Source organism: Chryseolinea serpens (genome assembly GCF_900129725.1).
Lineage (GTDB): Bacteria > Bacteroidota > Bacteroidia > Cytophagales > Cyclobacteriaceae > Chryseolinea > Chryseolinea serpens.
Genome location: NZ_FQWQ01000002.1, coordinates 116,225 through 134,491, shown reverse-complemented (window position 1 = coordinate 134,491; position 18,267 = coordinate 116,225). Strand labels below are relative to the sequence as shown.

At 52.8% G+C, this 18,267-nt stretch carries 13 protein-coding genes; 9 read left to right on the top strand and 4 right to left on the bottom strand.

From position 1 onward, the window contains the following. Positions 1–370 precede the first annotated feature (370 nt). Positions 371–2,353 (top strand): alpha-L-arabinofuranosidase C-terminal domain-containing protein, encoded by a 1,983-nt coding sequence (locus tag BUB30_RS14635; RefSeq protein ID WP_073135413.1) that lies wholly within the window; start codon positions 371–373, stop codon positions 2,351–2,353. 766 nt (positions 2,354–3,119) lie between these two features. Here the strand turns inward: BUB30_RS14635 and BUB30_RS14630 are convergent. The 4 genes from BUB30_RS14630 to BUB30_RS34870 all read right to left on the bottom strand — a co-directional run bounded on the left by BUB30_RS14630 (position 3,120) and on the right by BUB30_RS34870 (position 7,024). Then, complete coding sequence (locus BUB30_RS14630; protein ID WP_221408722.1) at positions 3,120–5,729, bottom strand: ABC transporter permease; 2,610 nt, start codon at positions 5,727–5,729, stop codon at positions 3,120–3,122. Beyond that, entirely contained in the window at positions 5,726–6,064 is a 339-nt protein-coding gene (locus BUB30_RS14625) for a PadR family transcriptional regulator (protein WP_073135410.1), read from the bottom strand. Before BUB30_RS14625 ends, BUB30_RS14630 begins: the two co-directional genes overlap by 4 nt. 196 nt (positions 6,065–6,260) lie before the next feature. Continuing rightward, positions 6,261–6,647, bottom strand: a complete 387-nt coding sequence (locus tag BUB30_RS14620; protein ID WP_073135408.1) for a superantigen-like protein SSL4 — start codon at positions 6,645–6,647, stop codon at positions 6,261–6,263. Between the two features lie 179 nt (positions 6,648–6,826). Beyond that, on the bottom strand, positions 6,827–7,024 hold the full coding sequence (locus BUB30_RS34870) for a hypothetical protein (RefSeq protein ID WP_143164932.1): 198 nt from the start codon (positions 7,022–7,024) through the stop codon (positions 6,827–6,829). Between the two features lie 103 nt (positions 7,025–7,127). On the opposite strand from BUB30_RS34870, the gene BUB30_RS14615 reads away from it, so the two are divergent. The 8 genes from BUB30_RS14615 to BUB30_RS14580 all read left to right on the top strand — a co-directional run bounded on the left by BUB30_RS14615 (position 7,128) and on the right by BUB30_RS14580 (position 18,241). After that, on the top strand, positions 7,128–7,787 hold the full coding sequence (locus BUB30_RS14615) for an HAD family hydrolase (protein ID WP_073135407.1): 660 nt from the start codon (positions 7,128–7,130) through the stop codon (positions 7,785–7,787). A gap of 148 nt (positions 7,788–7,935) precedes the next feature. Beyond that, positions 7,936–9,630: a ribulokinase gene (locus tag BUB30_RS14610; protein ID WP_073135405.1), complete on the top strand. Its 1,695-nt coding sequence runs from the start codon at positions 7,936–7,938 to the stop codon at positions 9,628–9,630. A 23-nt stretch (positions 9,631–9,653) separates the two neighbouring features. Then, positions 9,654–10,355 (top strand): L-ribulose-5-phosphate 4-epimerase, encoded by a 702-nt coding sequence (locus BUB30_RS14605; RefSeq protein ID WP_073135403.1) that lies wholly within the window; start codon positions 9,654–9,656, stop codon positions 10,353–10,355. Between the two features lie 45 nt (positions 10,356–10,400). Further along, positions 10,401–11,891 (top strand): L-arabinose isomerase, encoded by a 1,491-nt coding sequence (gene araA, locus BUB30_RS14600; RefSeq protein WP_073135401.1) that lies wholly within the window; start codon positions 10,401–10,403, stop codon positions 11,889–11,891. 54 nt (positions 11,892–11,945) lie between these two features. Then, a complete protein-coding gene (locus tag BUB30_RS14595; RefSeq protein WP_073135398.1) occupies positions 11,946–13,634 on the top strand; it encodes a sodium:solute symporter family transporter in 1,689 nt (562 codons plus the stop codon). A gap of 36 nt (positions 13,635–13,670) precedes the next feature. Continuing rightward, the gene (locus tag BUB30_RS14590; RefSeq protein ID WP_073135395.1) at positions 13,671–14,360 is read left to right on the top strand and encodes an NUDIX hydrolase; all 690 of its coding nucleotides are present in this window, start codon (positions 13,671–13,673) and stop codon (positions 14,358–14,360) included. Between the two features lie 104 nt (positions 14,361–14,464). Continuing rightward, the gene (locus BUB30_RS14585) at positions 14,465–16,021 is read left to right on the top strand and encodes a DUF6377 domain-containing protein (RefSeq protein WP_073135392.1); all 1,557 of its coding nucleotides are present in this window, start codon (positions 14,465–14,467) and stop codon (positions 16,019–16,021) included. A gap of 219 nt (positions 16,022–16,240) precedes the next feature. Next, positions 16,241–18,241, top strand: a complete 2,001-nt coding sequence (locus tag BUB30_RS14580) for a glycoside hydrolase family 97 protein (RefSeq protein ID WP_073135389.1) — start codon at positions 16,241–16,243, stop codon at positions 18,239–18,241. Positions 18,242–18,267 lie beyond the last annotated feature (26 nt).

Sequence of the window (18,267 nt, the reverse complement as noted above, 5' to 3'; positions counted from 1 at the left end):
CTGAAATTTTCCAGTTCTTCTTATTTTTATTTGGTTGATGACGCCGGTGATTGGGTGACGATCACCGGAATGTCTATTTGCCCTCTTCAGTTTCACCGCCCCGCTTTCGCTAAAGCTTCAGCGGGCACAGAAAGATGCAAAGTTAATGCAAAGCGTGCTCAGCGACTTTCTTTGCGCCTTCTCTGCGTCCTTTGCGACTTTCTTTGCTCGCCGAAGCTTTAGCGAAAGTGAGGCGGTTCAAACCATTCAAAGCCGAGCCAGCACCTCCAAGCGATCCCCGCATCCCCGACATACAAAAATAAATAAGTGTAAATGATACAGTTTATTAAATGTATCGTTAAATTCGAAACACTGTTCAAAAATTTTTGATATGAAACGATCCAAGGCTCTCCACCGGTTTTCGGCATTTCTGTTTTTATCAGGCTTTTCAATTTTATCCCTGCAGGCACAGACCGTGCTGAATGTAAAAGCCGACCAACCCCTCTCGAAAATTGAACCGACCATGTGGGGGATCTTCTTCGAAGACATCAATTTCGCGGCCGACGGCGGGATCTATGCCGAACTGGTGAAGAACCGCTCGTTTGAATTTGCCCAGCCGCTGATGGGATGGAAGGAACAGGCGAGCAACAAATTCGCCATCACCAATGCCGGGAGCGTGCTCATCCTGCACGAAGGCGGCGACACCAATCCGCGCATCGCCCGTGTAAACGTTCAGGCCGACAAAGGCTATGGCCTCACCAACGAAGGCTTTCGCGGCATGGGCATAAAGAAGGGCGCGACCTACACCTTCTCCGTGCAGGCCCGCCAGCAACAGGGAAGTCCCACGATGCGGGTAGAACTCGCGGATGCAAACGGTAAGATCTTGGGGACGACCAGCATTACCCCGGCCGGCAGCGAATGGAAAAAATATACAGCCACGATCGTCGCTTCGGAAACCGAACCCAAAGCGCTGTTGAACATCTGGTTCGACGGCAAAGGCGTGGTGGATATCGACATGGTCTCCCTGTTTCCAAACGACACCTGGAAAAATCGCCCGGGTGGTTTGCGCAAAGACCTCGTACAATTGTTGGCCGACATGAAGCCCGGCTTCATCCGGTTCCCCGGCGGCTGCATTGTGGAAGGTCGTGAACTGACCACGCGCTACCAATGGAAAAAGACCGTGGGCGACATCGAACAACGCGAGATGATCGTGAACCGCTGGAATACAGAATTCAATCACCGGCCTGCGCCGGATTATTTTCAAACGTTCGGCCTCGGTTTCTTCGAATACTTTCAGTTGGCTGAGGATGTAGGCGCAGAGCCCTTGCCCATTCTCAACTGCGGCATGGCCTGCCAGTTCAACTCGGCCGAAGTCGTGCCCATCAACCAACTGGACACCTATGTGCAGGATGCCCTCGACCTCATCGAATTTGCCAACGGAAGTCCCGATTCGCCGTGGGGAAAACTGCGCAAGACCATGGGACATGAAGCGCCCTTCCACCTGAAATACATTGGGGTGGGCAATGAACAGTGGGGTCCGCAGTATATCGAACGCTATGCCGTTTTCTCGGCGATCATCAAGGCAAAGTACCCCGACATTCAAATTGTTTCCGCCGCCGGTCCGGCACCTTCCGGTGAGCTTTTTGATTATGCCTCCAAGGAATTGAGAGATCTAAAAGCGGACCTCGTGGACGAGCATTACTACAGCAGCCCTGATTGGTTTTTGAAAAATGCCAACCGCTATGATGCCTACGACCGCAAGGGCCCAAAAATATTTGCCGGCGAGTATGCCGCACAAAGCGTGGCGACCGTGAGCCCAAAAAATGAAAACAACTGGCGCTGTGCATTATCCGAAGCCGCATTCATGACAGGCCTCGAACGCAACGCCGACCTCGTGCACATGGCCTCCTACGCACCCCTGTTCGCCCACGTCGACGCCTGGCAATGGACACCCGACCTCATCTGGTTCGACAACCTCAACGCCTATGGCACGCCAAACTATTACGTCCAAAAACTATTCTCCACCAACAAAGGCACGCACGTATTGCCGGTGACAGCACAAGGAGAAACGGTGGCGGGCAAGAACGGATTGTATGCATCGGCCGTGACCGACGCGAATGCCAAGACCATTTTAGTGAAACTGGTCAACGCCGGCGACGAGCCACAAACCATTACCCTTCAACTTTCCAGCGCCCGGAAAATTTCACAAGCCGGAACCATAACCGTGTTAAAAGGAAATCCCGACGAAGTGAACAACCTCGAGCACCCCACACAAATCCATCCCGAAGAGCAACCGCTGAAATGGAAAGGTAAGGATGTGAAGACGGTTCTGCCGCCGCGTTCGTTTTCAGTGGTGAAGATCCCTACGCTCTAAAGATGGTTGGTCGTCGGCAGGCTTTGCTAAAATTCCGGACTAGCATAATTCCGCAAGGATCGTCGGGGCCTCGAAGTATTTCTTTTCAAAAACAACATGCGTAAACAATAACCCCGGCCTTTAGGGCCTTGTCTATGCACACATTATCATGATTTAACTTTCTTTGGAAAGGGGCGAATTCAAGACGTTGAACTAAATAAGCCCGTAGGGCTTCCCCATCATAACGCCCGGTGCAACCGGGCGAAGCGAGTCCATGTATTTTAAACCCGCCTAGGCGGGTTACCCTTAAGTGAGGGAATCTAATTCGTAGTCGCAAATCTATATTAGTATGACCAAATTGTGTGGGGCTCCATCGAAGGTTCGGAGTATGGTATGCTGAGTACGAGTAAATGGAGATTCTGAAGCGTAATGGTGTGAATCGAATCTGCAAGAAGAACCCACCCGAAAGGTAACCCGCCTGGGCGGGTTGTTATAGATAGTCGCTGTTCTCCCGGTTGCACCGGGCGTTATGATGGAAAAGCCCTACGGGCTTGAATGCAAATTTTTTTGGCGGTTCATGTGGAGCTTGGCCCAAGGGTAACCTCTTATGTGGATATGGTGCATGGTCACTATTATTCAGTTCCGGGCGCTCTCCCTAACGTAGGTTTCGAATTGACCTTTTTCAGAGATAAATGTGTGCATAGACTGGGCCTTTAGGCCGGGCTTATGAAACAAGCATGTAACGGACTTTAGCCCTGACCGTGCGCCTGAAAAGTCTTTACTAGTCTTATTCCGACCGCAACGATTTCACCGGATTTGCCATAGCAGCGCGTATAGCCTGGTAGCTGACCGTTAGCAACGTCAGCGCAATCGCCCCACCCGCCGAACCTGCGAAGACCCACCAAGCCATTTCTGTGTGATAAGGGAAGCTAAGCAGCCACTCTTGCAGGAAGTAGTAGGCAACGGGAATGGCCAGCACACACGCCACTACCACCAACGCAACAAAGTCAAGCGAAAGCATCTGCCACAAGTTGGCCACTGAGGCGCCCAGCACTTTGCGGATGCCGATCTCATTGGTGCGCTGCTCGGCCACGAACGAGGCGAGCCCGAACAATCCCAGGCAACTGATGAAGATCGCGAAGACCGTGAAGAACGAGGCCAGTTTTCCGATGCGTTCTTCGGCATCGAACTTGGCGGCGTAGGTGTCGTCTATGAATTTGTATTCAAAGGGGGTGGCGGGGATGATCTTTTTGAAGATGGCTTCTGTTTCGGCCAGGGTCTCGTGGGCGCTTCGTGCAGGGTTGAGCTTGAGCAGCATCCAGTTCACCCAGCGGTAGTTCATCAGGTAAACGGTTTGACGGACGGGCTTATAGGGCGACTCGGTGATCATGTCTTTAACAATCCCGATAATGTGCAACCGGTCGCTGCCCCACGTAACTTCCATACCGATGGGATCTTTTACGCCCATGTATTTTGCCGCCGCTTCGTTGATGATCACCGCCGATGAATCCGCTGGAAAATCGCGTGAAAAATTTCTTCCCTCTTTCATCTTCCAGCCAATGGTGGGGCCATACTCCGCGGTGATAAAAATAGCCCCGAAATCTTCCGCGAGACCAGGATCTTTCCCGCTCCACGTAAACCCGTTGCTGTTCAGCCATACGTCGGTGATGGGGCTCGACGATTCGGCCATCTCCTCGATGGTGCCCGCTTGTTTCAGGGCTGTCCGGAGGGCATCGAACTTGCCAAAAAATTCGGGTCCGCTCATTTGGATCGTCAGCAGTCCTTCGCGGGTATAGCCTGCGGGCCGGCTCTTCGTGAATTGGATTTGCTGGTACACCAGTGTTGTGCCAATGATGAGCGCGACCGACACCGTGAACTGCACCACGACCAGCACCTTGCGGGGCAGCGAAGCACGTGGCCCGCTTTTGAAAATACCCTTGAGCACTTTGACGGGTTGAAACGACGACAAGTACAGCGAAGGGTAGGAGCCTGCCAGCAGGCTGGTGACCAGAATGAATCCCACGCTGATCAGCCAGAACACCGGGTTCAGCCAGGTGATGACAATATGCTTATCCGCCAATGCATTGAACCAGGGGAGCGCCGCGCCGGTGCAGGCCAGGGCGATGATAAACGCGAGTGCTACGACGAGAAACGATTCGCTAAGAAATTGATGGACCAATTGACGCCGCACGGACCCCATCGTCATGCGGATGCCAACTTCCTTGGCGCGCTTTTCGGAGCGGGCCGTGCTCAGGTTCATGAAGTTGATGCAAGCGAGGAGCAACACAAAGACACCGATCACACCAAACAACAAAACCATTTGGATCCGGCCGCCGCTGTGCACGCCGTTTTTCCATTCCGAATGCAAGCGCCAGTCGCGCATGGGATGAAGAAAGATGCGGGGATGCAACACTGCTTCTTCTTTTGAGTTTTTGGCTTTGACATTTTCGATTTTCTTCGACACGGTGTTGATGTCGGTATGCGGATTGAGTTGCGCAAACAGCTGGAACGAGTTGTTGCCCCAATTGGTGGCCGAGGGTTTTATCCACGGCTCGGTGGTCACATAAAGATCCCAGGTGCTGATGAATTGAAAGTCACGGAACGTAGTATTGTGCGGAAGGTCTTCATAGACGCCGGTGATTTTTGCATCATGGCGACCGTCGATGCGGATGGATTGATTGAGGGCGTCGTCTGTGCCAAACAAGGCGCGGGCGGTGGACGCAGAAACCAAAACCGAGTTCGCGTCGCGGAGACCGTCGCGCGTGCCGGCGATCATGTGCAGCGAGATCATTTCGGGAAAATCCGGCTGCGTGTAGATGCCGAGCTTGGTGATCTTTTCTTCACCGTGGCTGAGGGCGTGATAGTTGATCCACGTGGCCAGCACGATGTATTTGAAGTCGGCGCCATACGTGTTTCGCATTTCGGTTTCCAGCGGCCAGGGGATGGCAGGTTCTGTGATTACGGTGCCGTCGACGGTTTGGTGCTGCATGACTTGCACAATGTCGTTGTAGTTTTCGTGATACGTATCGAACGACAACTCGTCGTAGATCCACAACCCGATGAGCATCGCCACCATGAGGCCCATGGCCAGGCCACCAATATTGATAAACGAATAGCCTTTGTTCTTTGCCAGGTTTCGCCAACCGATCTTGAAGTAACTTTTGTACATGCCGTAAGGATTTATGGGTTTATGATCATACAAGGGACGGATGATGCCGGGCCTGAACATTTGGAGGACGTCCACGATAAACTTCCGGTTCGCCTTGCGTTTTCCCAACGCTGCACAACGTTCGTTGTATAATTCCATCAGGTCGCCCTCCAGGTGATTGCGCAGCCGGGGCTTGCAATACCAGCGGAAGAAACGAAGGAAGAGTTGGGGTGGGCGTGGAGGGGTCATACGATTTTTACCTGGAGCGCCATTTTCGGGATCGCGCGCCATAGTTCTTCGCGCGTGCTTCGCGAGTATTCCATCGCCCTTTTGCCCAGCGCCGTGATCTGATAATATTTTCGCGGGCGGCCGGCCCGTTCTTCCGTGGCTTCGCCGTCAAAGGTTTTCAGATAGCCTTTGTCTTCCAGTCGCGTCAGCGCGGTGTGCAGGGCACCCATGCTCACATTGCGCGACAGTCGCGTTTCGATGTCTTTTTTTATGGATACGCCGTATGCTTCGTTGTACAGAACGCCAACGGTAAGCATGACGATCTCTTCAAATTCGCCCAGTTGATATTTCTTCATGGGAAAAGTTATTTCCTAAATGTAGGAATAATAATGGTGCCAGAATTTATAAGACGCGAATTCAGCGCAAATAGGGATGATCGGGGAGGGAGGTTGTTCGCTTGCGAACGATGAGCGGACAAACCGACAAGCCTATAAAAAAACAAAGCGCATACGGATAAATCCGTATGCGCTGATGCCGGTCTTACGAATGGTGTTACGGTTTTGGGCTCGGGATAAGTTTTCCTTGTGCATCAAAACGATACGATTGTGTTTCTTCGCCGTTTTTTATTTGAATCATGTAGCCGTTGTTGGAATTGCTTTTATAGATGTTGGAATGTTCCCAGCCTATATATTGAGGATCTTGCAACGTTTGTCGCATGCCCGATGGAATGTCGGTGGCCTGGATCAGGGTCATGTCCCTTTGATAATTCTGTGCCGGCTGGGGTGTAGCGGCCGGTTGCGGCTGTTGTGTCGGGCTGGATTGGGGTGATACGGCCGGAGGCGTGGCGCTCTGCTTTGTACGGGTTGTGTCGGTCTGTGCGTAGGCGGCCGTGATGCTAAACAGCAAAGCACTGGCGGCGATGAACATTATCTTTTTCATGACGTGTGTGTTTAATGAAGTTATTTTTTTCTAAGCATCGCAGTAAAATCATGCCAGCCGGAAAGCATGATCAAAGGGGTGTGAGCGAGTGTAAAGGGTGGAAATACGGTACGCTTTCTTTGTGCATGAGCGAGTATTTCTCAAACTGTGTCCGGGTGAGGAATTTTTACAACACGTGTTCACGCATCCGGACGCTTCGGTATTTCCTGAGGCGCCGGCGGTGGTGTTGTCAAGGGCTCATGTTCAGGTCTTATCTCCGGTTCCTTTCGGGGCCAGACGTTGGGTTCAGGCTCCTTTCCGGGTTTTATCTCCGGCTCTTTTCCCGGCACCGGCACTTCACCGGGTTTATCCATCCGGTCTGATCTCACGGTTAGCATAGCAAGCGTTGTTTAGGTTGATCTTTCAACAGGGTGAGGTCAAAAAAATGTGCCAACCTCATTCCGAATCCTTTAAGCTTGTGAAAAATGATAATTTTACTCCATGAAAATTCCCCAAGCCATCCTCTTCGACCTCAACGGCACCATGATCGACGACATGCATTTCCACCTCGACGTCTGGCATAGCGTCGTGAACCAACTCGGTGCCCAACTGAGCCGGGAGCAAGTGAAGCTGCAGATGTACGGCACAAATCCGGAATTTCTCGGGCGTATTTTTGGCGTGAATCATTTTACACCCGAACAAGTGGAAGCCATCACGGTGGAGAAAGAGCGTGAGTATCAAAAAGTCTATAAACCGCACCTGAGATTGATCAATGGCTTACCTCAATTTCTGGAACGCGCTCAGAAGAACAACATCAAAATGGGCATCGGATCGGCAGCGCCTCCGGTGAACGTGGACTTCGCGCTCGACAATCTGAATATCCGTCAAATTTTTGGAGCTGTGGTGAGCGCAGCCGGTGTGCAGAAAAGCAAGCCGGATCCCGAGGTCTTCTTAAAGGTATCGCTCCAGTTGGGCGTGGCGCCCGAAAACTGTGTCGTGTTCGAAGATGCTCCAAAAGGCGTGGAAGCCGCCCGGAATGCTGGCATGAAGGCCGTGGCCATCACCACGATCCACGAGACGGAGGACTTTAAGCAATACACCAACGTACTGTTCTCCATTAAGGACTATACCGACCCGCGACTGACCAACCTAAACCCGTAACATCCAGTCATTTCCAAGCGTTCTGACCAGCCTAAGAATAAGGTGGAGGCCTGGGAAAGCGCAGCTCCTTTTTTCATTTTTTATTAATTGTTTGTTTTACACTTATAAAATTAAGTGTATCTTTCGTCCGTTCAAACGATTGAATGACATGAACCAGGCATATGTTATAGGGCTCGATTATGGAACGGACTCGGTTCGCGCCATGATCGCCAACGCGCGCACGGGTGAAGAGATGGCCTCTTCCGTGTTCGCATACCCACGCTGGCGCGATGGACTTTTCTGCGATCCGTCGCGAAACCAATTCCGCCAGCATCCACAGGATTATGTGGAGGGATTGGAGGCCGCCATCAAGGCGTGTCTGCAACAGGCCGGCCCAACGGTGCGGGCCAACGTCAAGGCTATTGCCGTGGACACCACTGGCTCCACGCCCGTGGCCGTCAACAAAAACGGAACACCGCTGGCGCTGACACCCGGGTTTGAAAACAATCCCAACGCCATGTTCGTGTTGTGGAAAGACCACACCAGCGTCAAAGAAGCAGCCGAGATCAACCAACATGCCCTGGACTTCGATGTGAACTACCTCCAGTTCGTGGGCGGCATCTATTCTTCCGAATGGTTCTGGGCCAAACTGCTCCACGTGTTGCGCGCCGACACGGCCGTGCGGGGCGCGCTCTATTCCTGGGTGGAACATTGCGATTGGATCCCCTTCCTGCTCACGGGTGGCAACAACGTCCATGCCCTGAAGCGCGGCGTGTGTTCTGCGGGACACAAAGCGTTGTGGTCTGCCGAATACAACGGGCTTCCTCCCGATGTATTCTTCTCGTCACTCGATCCCCTGCTGAAAGGATTCACCGATCGCCTCTTTAAAGAAACGTACACCGCCGACAAGCCTGCTGGAAAACTCAGCGCAGAATGGGCCACACGTCTTGGTTTGAATACCGACGTCGTGGTGAGCGTGGGCGCTTTCGATTGCCACATGGGCGCTGTGGGTGGACAAATAGAACCCTACCATCTCAGCAAGGTGATGGGCACATCGACCTGCGACATGATGGTCGTGCCGTTGAAGGATATGGAAGGCAAACTGGTGCGCGGCATATGCGGACAGGTGAGCGGCTCCATCATCCCCGGCATGATGGGATTGGAAGCAGGACAGTCGGCTTTTGGCGACACCTATGCATGGTTTAAAGATTTGTTGCTCTGGCCTTCGGAAGCCTTGCTGAAGACCTCGTCGTTGATCTCGCCCGAGCTCGCCGACAAACTTAGCGAGGAACTCTCCGGCAAGATCATCCCCGAGCTTTCACGCCAGGCACTAGCCTTGCCGTTGGATGAAGCCGGTGAACTGGGCGTCGATTGGCTGAACGGCCGGCGAACCCCCGATGCCAACCAATTGCTGAAAGGTGCTATGACCGGTCTGAACCTGGGCACGGATGCGCCCCGGCTTTTCAGGGCTTGGGTGGAGGCAACCTGCTTTGGAGCCAAAGCGATTGTGGACCGCTTTAATGATGAGAATGTTCCCGTGAAAGGTCTCATTGGTTTAGGAGGCGTCGCCAGGCGGTCGCCGTATATTATGCAGGTCATGGCCGATGTCATGAACATGCCCTTGCGCATCCACCGGTCGGAACAAACCTGTGCTGCCGGAGCGGCTATGTTTGCCGCCACTGCGGCGGGGTTGTATCCCAAGGTGGAGGAGGCCATGCACGCCATGGGCCAAGGGTTTGACCAGGAGTATAAACCGAATGCAAAAGCGGCAGCACTATACGCAAAGCGCTATCAACAGTATTTGGATCTGGGCGCGATTTTGGAAAACAAGGAGCTCCCGTTAGCGGTAGAGCATAAAAAATAGATCCGTTAATTTAGTTCTGAGGAATGAGCCAATACGACCACATAAAAGAATCGGCCTACCGGGCCAACCTGCAACTGCCCAAGTTAGGCCTTGTGATCTTTACCTTTGGAAATGTGAGTGCGGTAGACCGTGCTTTGGGTGTCTTTGCCATCAAGCCCAGCGGTGTGCCCTATGAAGATCTGCGGCCGGACAGTATGGTGATCGTTGACTTTAATGGAAAGACCGTGGAGGGAAACCTTCGACCTTCGTCGGATACAAAAACACACGCGGTGTTATACAAACACTGGGAGAAAATCGGTGGCATCGTGCACACGCATTCCACCTATGCCACGGCCTGGGCGCAGGCGCAACGCGACATCCCCATCTTTGGCACCACCCATGCCGATCACAACACCGTGGACATTCCCTGCGCACCCCCGATGGCCGACGACATGATCCAGGGTGATTACGAATTCGAGACCGGCTACCAGATCATGAAATGTCTCACGGAGCGCAAGCTGAGCTATGAAGAAATTGAAATGATACTGGTGGGCAATCACGCGCCGTTTACGTGGGGAAAAACACCCGAGAAAGCTGTCTATAACAGCGCCGTGTTGGAATCCATTGCTCAAATGGCGCTCTACACCGAACAGATCAATCCAAAGGCACCCCGGCTCAAGGACTCGCTCATCAAAAAACATTTCGAACGCAAACACGGACCCGACTCCTACTACGGTCAGTCCTGACGCATTCCATTTTAAAATTCAAACAATAGAAAATAAATCACCCACATGAAGGATCTGAAGACATTTGAAGCCTGGTTTGTTACCGGCAGCCAGCATTTATATGGTGAAGAGACACTGAAAAAAGTAGCGGAACATTCCCAGCAGATCGCCAAAGCATTGGATGCTGCACAGGACATTCCCGTGAAAGTTGTTTTCAAACCCGTATTAAAATCATCGGAAGAAATTTACAGACTTTGCCAGGAGGCCAACGCGGCCCCGAACTGTATCGGCATGGTTGCCTGGATGCATACTTTTTCGCCGGCCAAAATGTGGATCGGTGGTTTGAAGATATTGAACAAGCCTTTGTTGCACCTGCACACGCAATTCAACCGCGACATTCCCTGGGGCACGATCGACATGGATTTCATGAACCTGAACCAGAGCGCTCATGGCGACCGCGAGTTTGGCTTCATCATGTCGCGCATGCGCCTGGAACGCAAAGTGGTGGTAGGCCATTGGGAAGACAAAGGCGTGCAGCAAAAACTCAACATTTGGATGCGTGCCGCGTGTGGATGGCATGACCTGCAAGGCGCCAAGTTCTGCCGCTTCGGCGACAACATGCGCCAGGTGGCCGTTACGGATGGCGACAAAGTGGAGGCGGAGATCAAATTCGGTTACGCGGTGAACGGCTATGGCATTGGCGACCTGGTGAGTGTGATCAACGCTGTCGCGGATGGAGAGATCAATGCACTGCTCGACGAATATGCTTCCAAATATACACTAGCCGGTGCGTTGCAAACGACAGGCGACAAATATGCTTCCCTGCGCGATGCCGCCCGGATAGAATGCGGACTGCGCACGTTCCTGAAGCAAGGCGACTTCAAAGGGTTTACCGACACCTTCGAAGACCTGCACGGCCTTGTGCAATTGCCGGGCATGGCCGTTCAGCGCCTCATGGCGGAAGGCTATGGCTTTGGCGCAGAAGGCGACTGGAAAACGGCTGCCCTGGTGCGCGCCATGAAAGTGATGGCCACCGGCCTGAAAGGTGGCAACTCGTTTATGGAGGACTATACCTATCACTTCGATCCCTCACAACAACTGGTGCTGGGTGCCCACATGCTGGAGATCTGCGAGTCGATCGCCGACGGAAAGCCTTCGTGTGAAATTCATCCGCTGGGCATCGGTGGCAAGGCCGACCCGGTCCGCCTGGTATTCAACAGTGCACCGGGTGCTGCGCTCAACGCGTCGATCATCGACATGGGCAACCGGTTTAGGTTGCTCGTCAACGATGTGGAGGCCGTGAAGCCGCCCCATGACTTGCCAAAACTTCCCGTGGCGCGCGTGTTGTGGAAACCCTTCCCGGATATGCCAACAGGCTGCGCGGCATGGATATTGGCCGGCGGCGCCCACCACACCTGCTACAGCCAAAACCTGACATCGGAACATCTCCAGGATTTTGCCGAGATGGCGGGCATCGAGTTTGTGCTGATCGGAAAAAATACAAACCTATACGATTTCAAAAATATGCTTCGCTGGAACGAAGTGTACTACCGCTAAATCCGGTAGCCCCCCAGTTGATCAACCTAAACCATCACCAAAATTCCTAACCGCATGAACAAAGCCCTTGTATTTGAAGACTATCTTGTTTTTATCATCTACTTCTTGATTGTTGCCGGGTATGGATATTGGGTTTACCAACGAAAAAAGAAAGCGGTAACCGACACGAAGGACTTTTTCCTGGCCGAAGGTTCGCTCACGTGGTGGGCCATTGGTGCATCGTTGATCGCCTCCAACATTTCGGCGGAGCAATTCATCGGCATGAGCGGTGAGGGATATTTTGTGGGCATTGCCGTGGCGGCGTATGAGTGGATTGCCGCGATCGCGTTGATCATCATCGCCGTGTGGTTCATTCCCATCTATCTGAAAAATAAGATCTACACCATGCCACAGTTCCTGAAGACGCGCTACAACGAAACGGTGGCGCTGATCATGACGGTGTTCTGGTTGTTCCTGTATGTCTTTGTCAACCTCACGTCTATTTTGTATCTCGGTGCGGTGGCCATCAACGGTTTGGTGGGTGGCGAGTCGCTGCACCTACTGATGATCGGGCTGGCCGTTTTTGCGTTGGTGATCACGCTCGGCGGCATGAAGGTGATCGGTTATACGGATGTGATCCAGGTGGGTGTGCTCATTATCGGCGGGTTGGCCACGATCTATCTGGCCTTGGTGATGGTGAGTGAAAAGTTCGGCGTGGGATCCAGCGCGATCGAAGGTTTTAAAGTATTGATGAAGGAAGCACCGGATCATTTTCACATGATCTTGTCCAAGCCCGGGCCGGATGCATCGCAGGAGTATATCAACAAGTACCTCGTGTTGCCGGGCATTGCCATGTATTTTGCGGGGCAGTGGATCGTGAACCTGAACTATTGGGGATGCAATCAATACATCACGCAACGCGCCCTGGGGGCCGACCTTCAAACGGCACGCACGGGTATTCTTTTTGCGGGCCTGATCAAACTGATGATGCCGGTCATCGTCATGTTGCCGGGCATTGCCGCGTTTGTGTTGTATAAGAACGGCCACCTTCCCCAACTGGAAGGCGGGAGCAAAGACGGGGCTTATTCGGCCATACTCGGTTTTCTTCCCAGCGGTTTGAAAGGACTGTCCATCGCGGCCCTCACGGCGGCGATCGTGGCGTCCCTGGCCGGGAAGCTCAACAGCATCTCCACCATTTTCACGCTCGACATCTATAAGAAATACGTCCGCACCGACGCCAACGAGCAGGGTATGGTTTGGGTTGGGCGCCTCACGGTGCTGGGGGCCATGGTGCTGGCACTGATCTTTACCTGGAAGGACCTGTTGGGCATTGGCGGGGAGGGCGGTTTCACCTTTATCCAGAAATATACCGGGTTCATTAGCCCGGGTGTGTTTGCCATGTTCATCCTGGGGATGTTTTGGAAACGCACAACGGGTGCAGCGGCAGTGGCCGGTGTGATCACGGGATTCTTGTTGTCGGTGTTCTTCAACCAGTTTGCCCCGCAGGTGTTGGGTAACGAGACGCTGTTTTATACCGCCTATCCGAACGGTCGTGGCGGGTTCGAGATCCCTTTTCTCATTGCCATGGGGCTGTCCTTTCTCTTCACCATGATCGTGATGATCCTCATGAGCCTTGCCGGCCCGAAGGTGAACCCCAAGGCCTTTGCCATCGACTGGGAAATGTTCAAGGTGAAAACGTCCACCCAAATCCTGATCCTGGTCACCATTTTAATATTGATGGCATTGTACGTCAAGTTTTGGTAATATTCAGGATATTAGTGCCTATTCAAATTTTGGCGCATGGATATTGGAAAGTACAAGAGTCACGATAGGTTACTGGTCGCCGTAGACTGCATCATCTTTGGCTTCGACGGCGACGGGCTAAAGGCGTTGCTGATCAAGCGGAGTCTTCAACCCGAAAAAGGCAAATGGTCGCTCATGGGTGGCTTTGTGAATCAGGATGAAAGCACGGACGAGGCTGCCACCCGGGTGTTGCGGCAGCTCACCGGTATCGAGAACATTTATATGGAGCAGTTGTATTGCTTCAGCGACGTGAACCGCGACACGGCGGGGCGCGTCATCTCCATCGCCTACTTTGCCCTCATCAACATTGCCGACTATAACGAGCAACTGCAAAGCGAACACGAGGCACGCTGGTTTCCCCTGGATAAGATCCCGACCCTGGTGTTCGACCACAAGGAAATGGTGGCCACGGCCAAAGAGCGGCTGCAATCCAAGGTAGCCAACCATCCCATCGGTTTTGAGTTGTTGCCGGAGAAGTTCACCTTGCCCCAGCTTCAAAATCTTTACGAAGCCATCTACGAAAGCAAGCTGGACAAACGCAACTTCACCAAGAAGATCCTTTCGCTCAGCATCCTGAACAAGCTGGAGGAAAAAGAAAAAGCGTCATCCAAAAAAGGAGCGTTCTATTATGTGTTCGACAAGAGCAAGTACCGCAAGCTCCATCGCGAAGGCGTAAAATTTGTGTAGCATCACGCTCGCACCTTGCCGGGCAATTTTGAAAAGTTCCTTCCTGCCGGGGTATTCCACCCTGCGTTTTTTTGTATATTTTAGATTGGTAAAGTTTTCCTTTTATGAAAGTGTGGTTTCTCATGGGGTGGATGCTGTTGACAACGGTAGCGATGGCGGCCTCTTCCGACAGCCTGTTGATCCGGCTGAACAAGACGATTGACCGGAAAGAGGAGTACACGAAAACCAAACTGAACCACCTGGAAGACCTTCACCAACAATTAAACCGCACCCCAGCCCGGGACGATGAATCCCGTTTTCACCTGTTGCAGGAAATTTCCGAAGAATATAAGGCCTTTATTTATGACTCGGCTTTTGTCAACATCCAGAAGCTGCAACGGCTTGCCTACAAAATGAACGACCCGGTGCGGATCTCTTATGCCCGGGTAAAGTTGGGATTTATCTTGCTGTCGTCGGGCATGTTCAAGGAAACCATCGACACGCTCAGCCGGATGCGGGTGCAGGGATTGCCCGACAGCATCCGGGTGGACTATTACGCCATCCTGGCCCGGACCTATTATGACCTGGGCGACTTTGACCGTGACGGGTTTTACACGCAACGGTATACCGCCCTGGGGAACAAGTATGTCGATTCGGCCAAGGCCTTGTGCCGCCCCAATGACTACAACTTTGTGTATTTGAGCGGACTGAAAAACCTGAAGAACGAGAATACCCGCGAGGCACTGGCCAACCTGAACCAGTTGCTAAACGAATACAAGCTCACCCCACACCAACTGGCTGTAACCGCTTCCACGCTCAGCTACTTCTACATTTCCCGCAACGAACCCGACCAGGCCATCCACTTGCTGGCACAGGCCGCCATTGCCGACATTATCTCGGCCACCAAAGAAACGGCGGCCATGTCGAGCCTGGCCGAGCAACTCTACAACCGGGGCGACCTGATGAATGCCTACACCTTTATTCAACAAGCGATGGACGACGCCATTTTTTATGGCGCCCGGCAACGCAAAGTGCAGGTAGGCTCTATTCTGCCGGTGATCGCAGCAGCCAAGGTTCACAACGTGGATGAGCAGCGCCGGCGTTGGCTGATCTACTCCACGGCCCTGACCGTGCTGGCCATCCTGGTCATCGTTTTTGCGGTGGTGATTTACAAGCAGTTGGAGAAATTGAAACGGACGGAAAAGGCCTTGCTGGAAGCCAATACCATCAAAGAGGAGTATATCGGCTATTACTTTAATATCAACTCGGAATACCTGGGCAAGATCGAGGCGTTCAAAAAGGCCGTGGAAATGAAGCTGATCACCAAAAAACTGGAAGACATCAAATTCATTGTCAATAATATCAATGTGAAGAAAGAGCGGGAGGAGTTGTATTTCAGTTTTGACAAAGTCTTTCTAAAGCTATTCCCGGATTTCATAACCGTGTTCAACTCTTATTTTAAGGAGGAGGACCGGATCGTATTGAAAGAGGGTCAACTGATGAATACGGAGTTGCGGATCTTTGCCCTGATCCGCATGGGCATCCACGACACGGAGAAAATTGCGAAGATCCTCGACTATTCCATCAATACCATTTACAACTACAAAGCCCGGATCAAGGGCAAGTCCATCGTGCCCAACGAGAAGTTTGAGCAGAAGATCATGGAGATCCAGACCGTTTAGGTCCTCAAAAACCCTCACATGGGTTTATATTTTGATCGCGCGAAGTTTTTTGCAAACGATTGATATTCAATTTTGTAGCGATTTATAGCCTTCACTTTTATTTACATTTTTAGTGGAATAATTCATCCATCCTTTTCCGGACGCGTGCTTTGTTGAGCTGACGCAAACGATAGCGGGAACCGTTTTTTCGCTCGTTGCACAAACCCTAACGCTCAACCCATGAAGGCATTCTACGTCGTATTACTGATCTTTTTGTTCGCCCTGCTGGCCCTGACCGGCCACAGCAAAGACCACCCGGTGGAGGTCGCTTCTCCTGACGGACAGGTGACCGTTCAATTCGAATTGAAGGGTGGCGTCCCGTTCTATAGCGTTTTCCGCAACAAGGTGGCGATCATAAAACCCTCCGCCCTCGGCTTCATCCTGAAAGACCTGCCCGCCTTGAACAAGGATTTCAAGATCGTTTCCGCCAAAACCGGTTCGTTCGACGAGACCTGGACGCAGGCCTGGGGTGAGGTGAAGACCATCCGAAACCAATACAACAGCCTGACCCTGTCGCTGGAAGAAACCTCGGGTCTCAAACGCCAGTTCGACATCCTCTTCCGGGTGTTCAACGACGGTCTCGGCTTTCGCTATGTCATCCCCGACCAACCCAACCTGAAAAGCTTTGTGATCATGGACGAGCTCACCGAGTTCGCCCTCCGCGACGACCTGTCGGCCTGGTGGATCCCGGCCATTGGCGAAGACATGGACAGTGAATACCTCTTCAAAAACAACAAAGTGAGTGAACTGAAAGAGGCCGTTCACACGCCGCTGACCATGACGGGAAAGGGCCTGTATGTAAGTATTCACGAAGCCGCCCTGGTGGACTATGCGTCGATGACGCTGAAGAACAAGGGCAACCTCACCCTGAAATGCGACCTCGTGCCCTGGGCCAACGGCAACCGCGTGGAAGCAACAGCACCCCTGCAAACGCCTTGGCGCACCGTGCAATTAGCAGATAAACCCGGCGACCTTGCTACGTCCTACCTCATCCTAAACCTGAACGAACCCAACGCCATCGGCGATGTGTCGTGGATAAAACCCGGCAAGTACAACGGCATCTGGTGGGGCATGCACTTAAAAACGCAGACCTGGGAGGGAGGACCCCACCACGGGGCCACTACGGCAAACATGAAAGAACTGATTGACTTTGCCGCCGCGCATCATCTCTCGGCTTCCCTGGCGGAAGGTTGGAATGAGGGCTGGGAGGGCGATTGGACCAAGTCGGGCAATTTCAATTTCACCAAGCCTTATCCCGACTATGACCTGGAGGAGATCAGCCGCTATGCAAAAGAAAAAAACATCGGGCTCATTGCCCATCATGAAACCGGCGGCAACGTGGCCAACTATGAGCGTCAGTTGGAGGACGCGTTCAAGCTTTGCCAGAAGTATGACATTCACCGGGTGAAGACCGGTTATGTGAACCGCACACCTTCGGGCGAGCGTCATCAAAGTCAGTTCATGGTGCGTCACTATCACAAGGTGATGACGCTGGCCGCGCAGTATCACATCATGCTGGACGTTCACGAACCCATCAAAGACACCGGCCTTCGCCGGACGTATCCGAACATGATGACTCGCGAAGGAGCCCGGGGCACGGAATACGAAGCCTGGAGCACGGGTAACCCGCCCTCGCACACGACCATACTTCCCTTCACGCGTTGCCTGGGCGGGCCGTTGGATTACACGCCCGGGATCTTTGACATCACCTTCAAAAATGATGGCTCCCACCGCGTCCACACGACGCTGGCGAAACAACTCGCCTTGTATGTCGTGATCTACAGCCCCATGCAAATGGCCGCCGACTTGCCAACCAACTATGAAGGCAAGCCCGCTTTGAAATTTATTGAAGACGTGGCCACGGACTGGGATGAGACCCGCGTGCTGAACGCCGAGATCGGCAAGTATGTGACCACCGTGCGCAAAGATCGCAACAGCAGCGACTGGTACCTGGGCAGCATCACCAACGAAGACAAACGGACGCTGGAAGTAAAACTGGATTTCCTAAAACTAGGCCAGAAGTATACGGCCACCATCTACCAGGATGGCAAAGACGCGGACATGACCACCAACCCGCTCCCCATAGACATTTTTCAAAAGGATGTGGATGCGGCCTCGACCCTCACGCTGATGCTGGCGCCGGGCGGTGGAACGGCCATTCGCTTCCAGGAGAAGAACTGATTTCTATGAATAGTTGCACGCGCTAA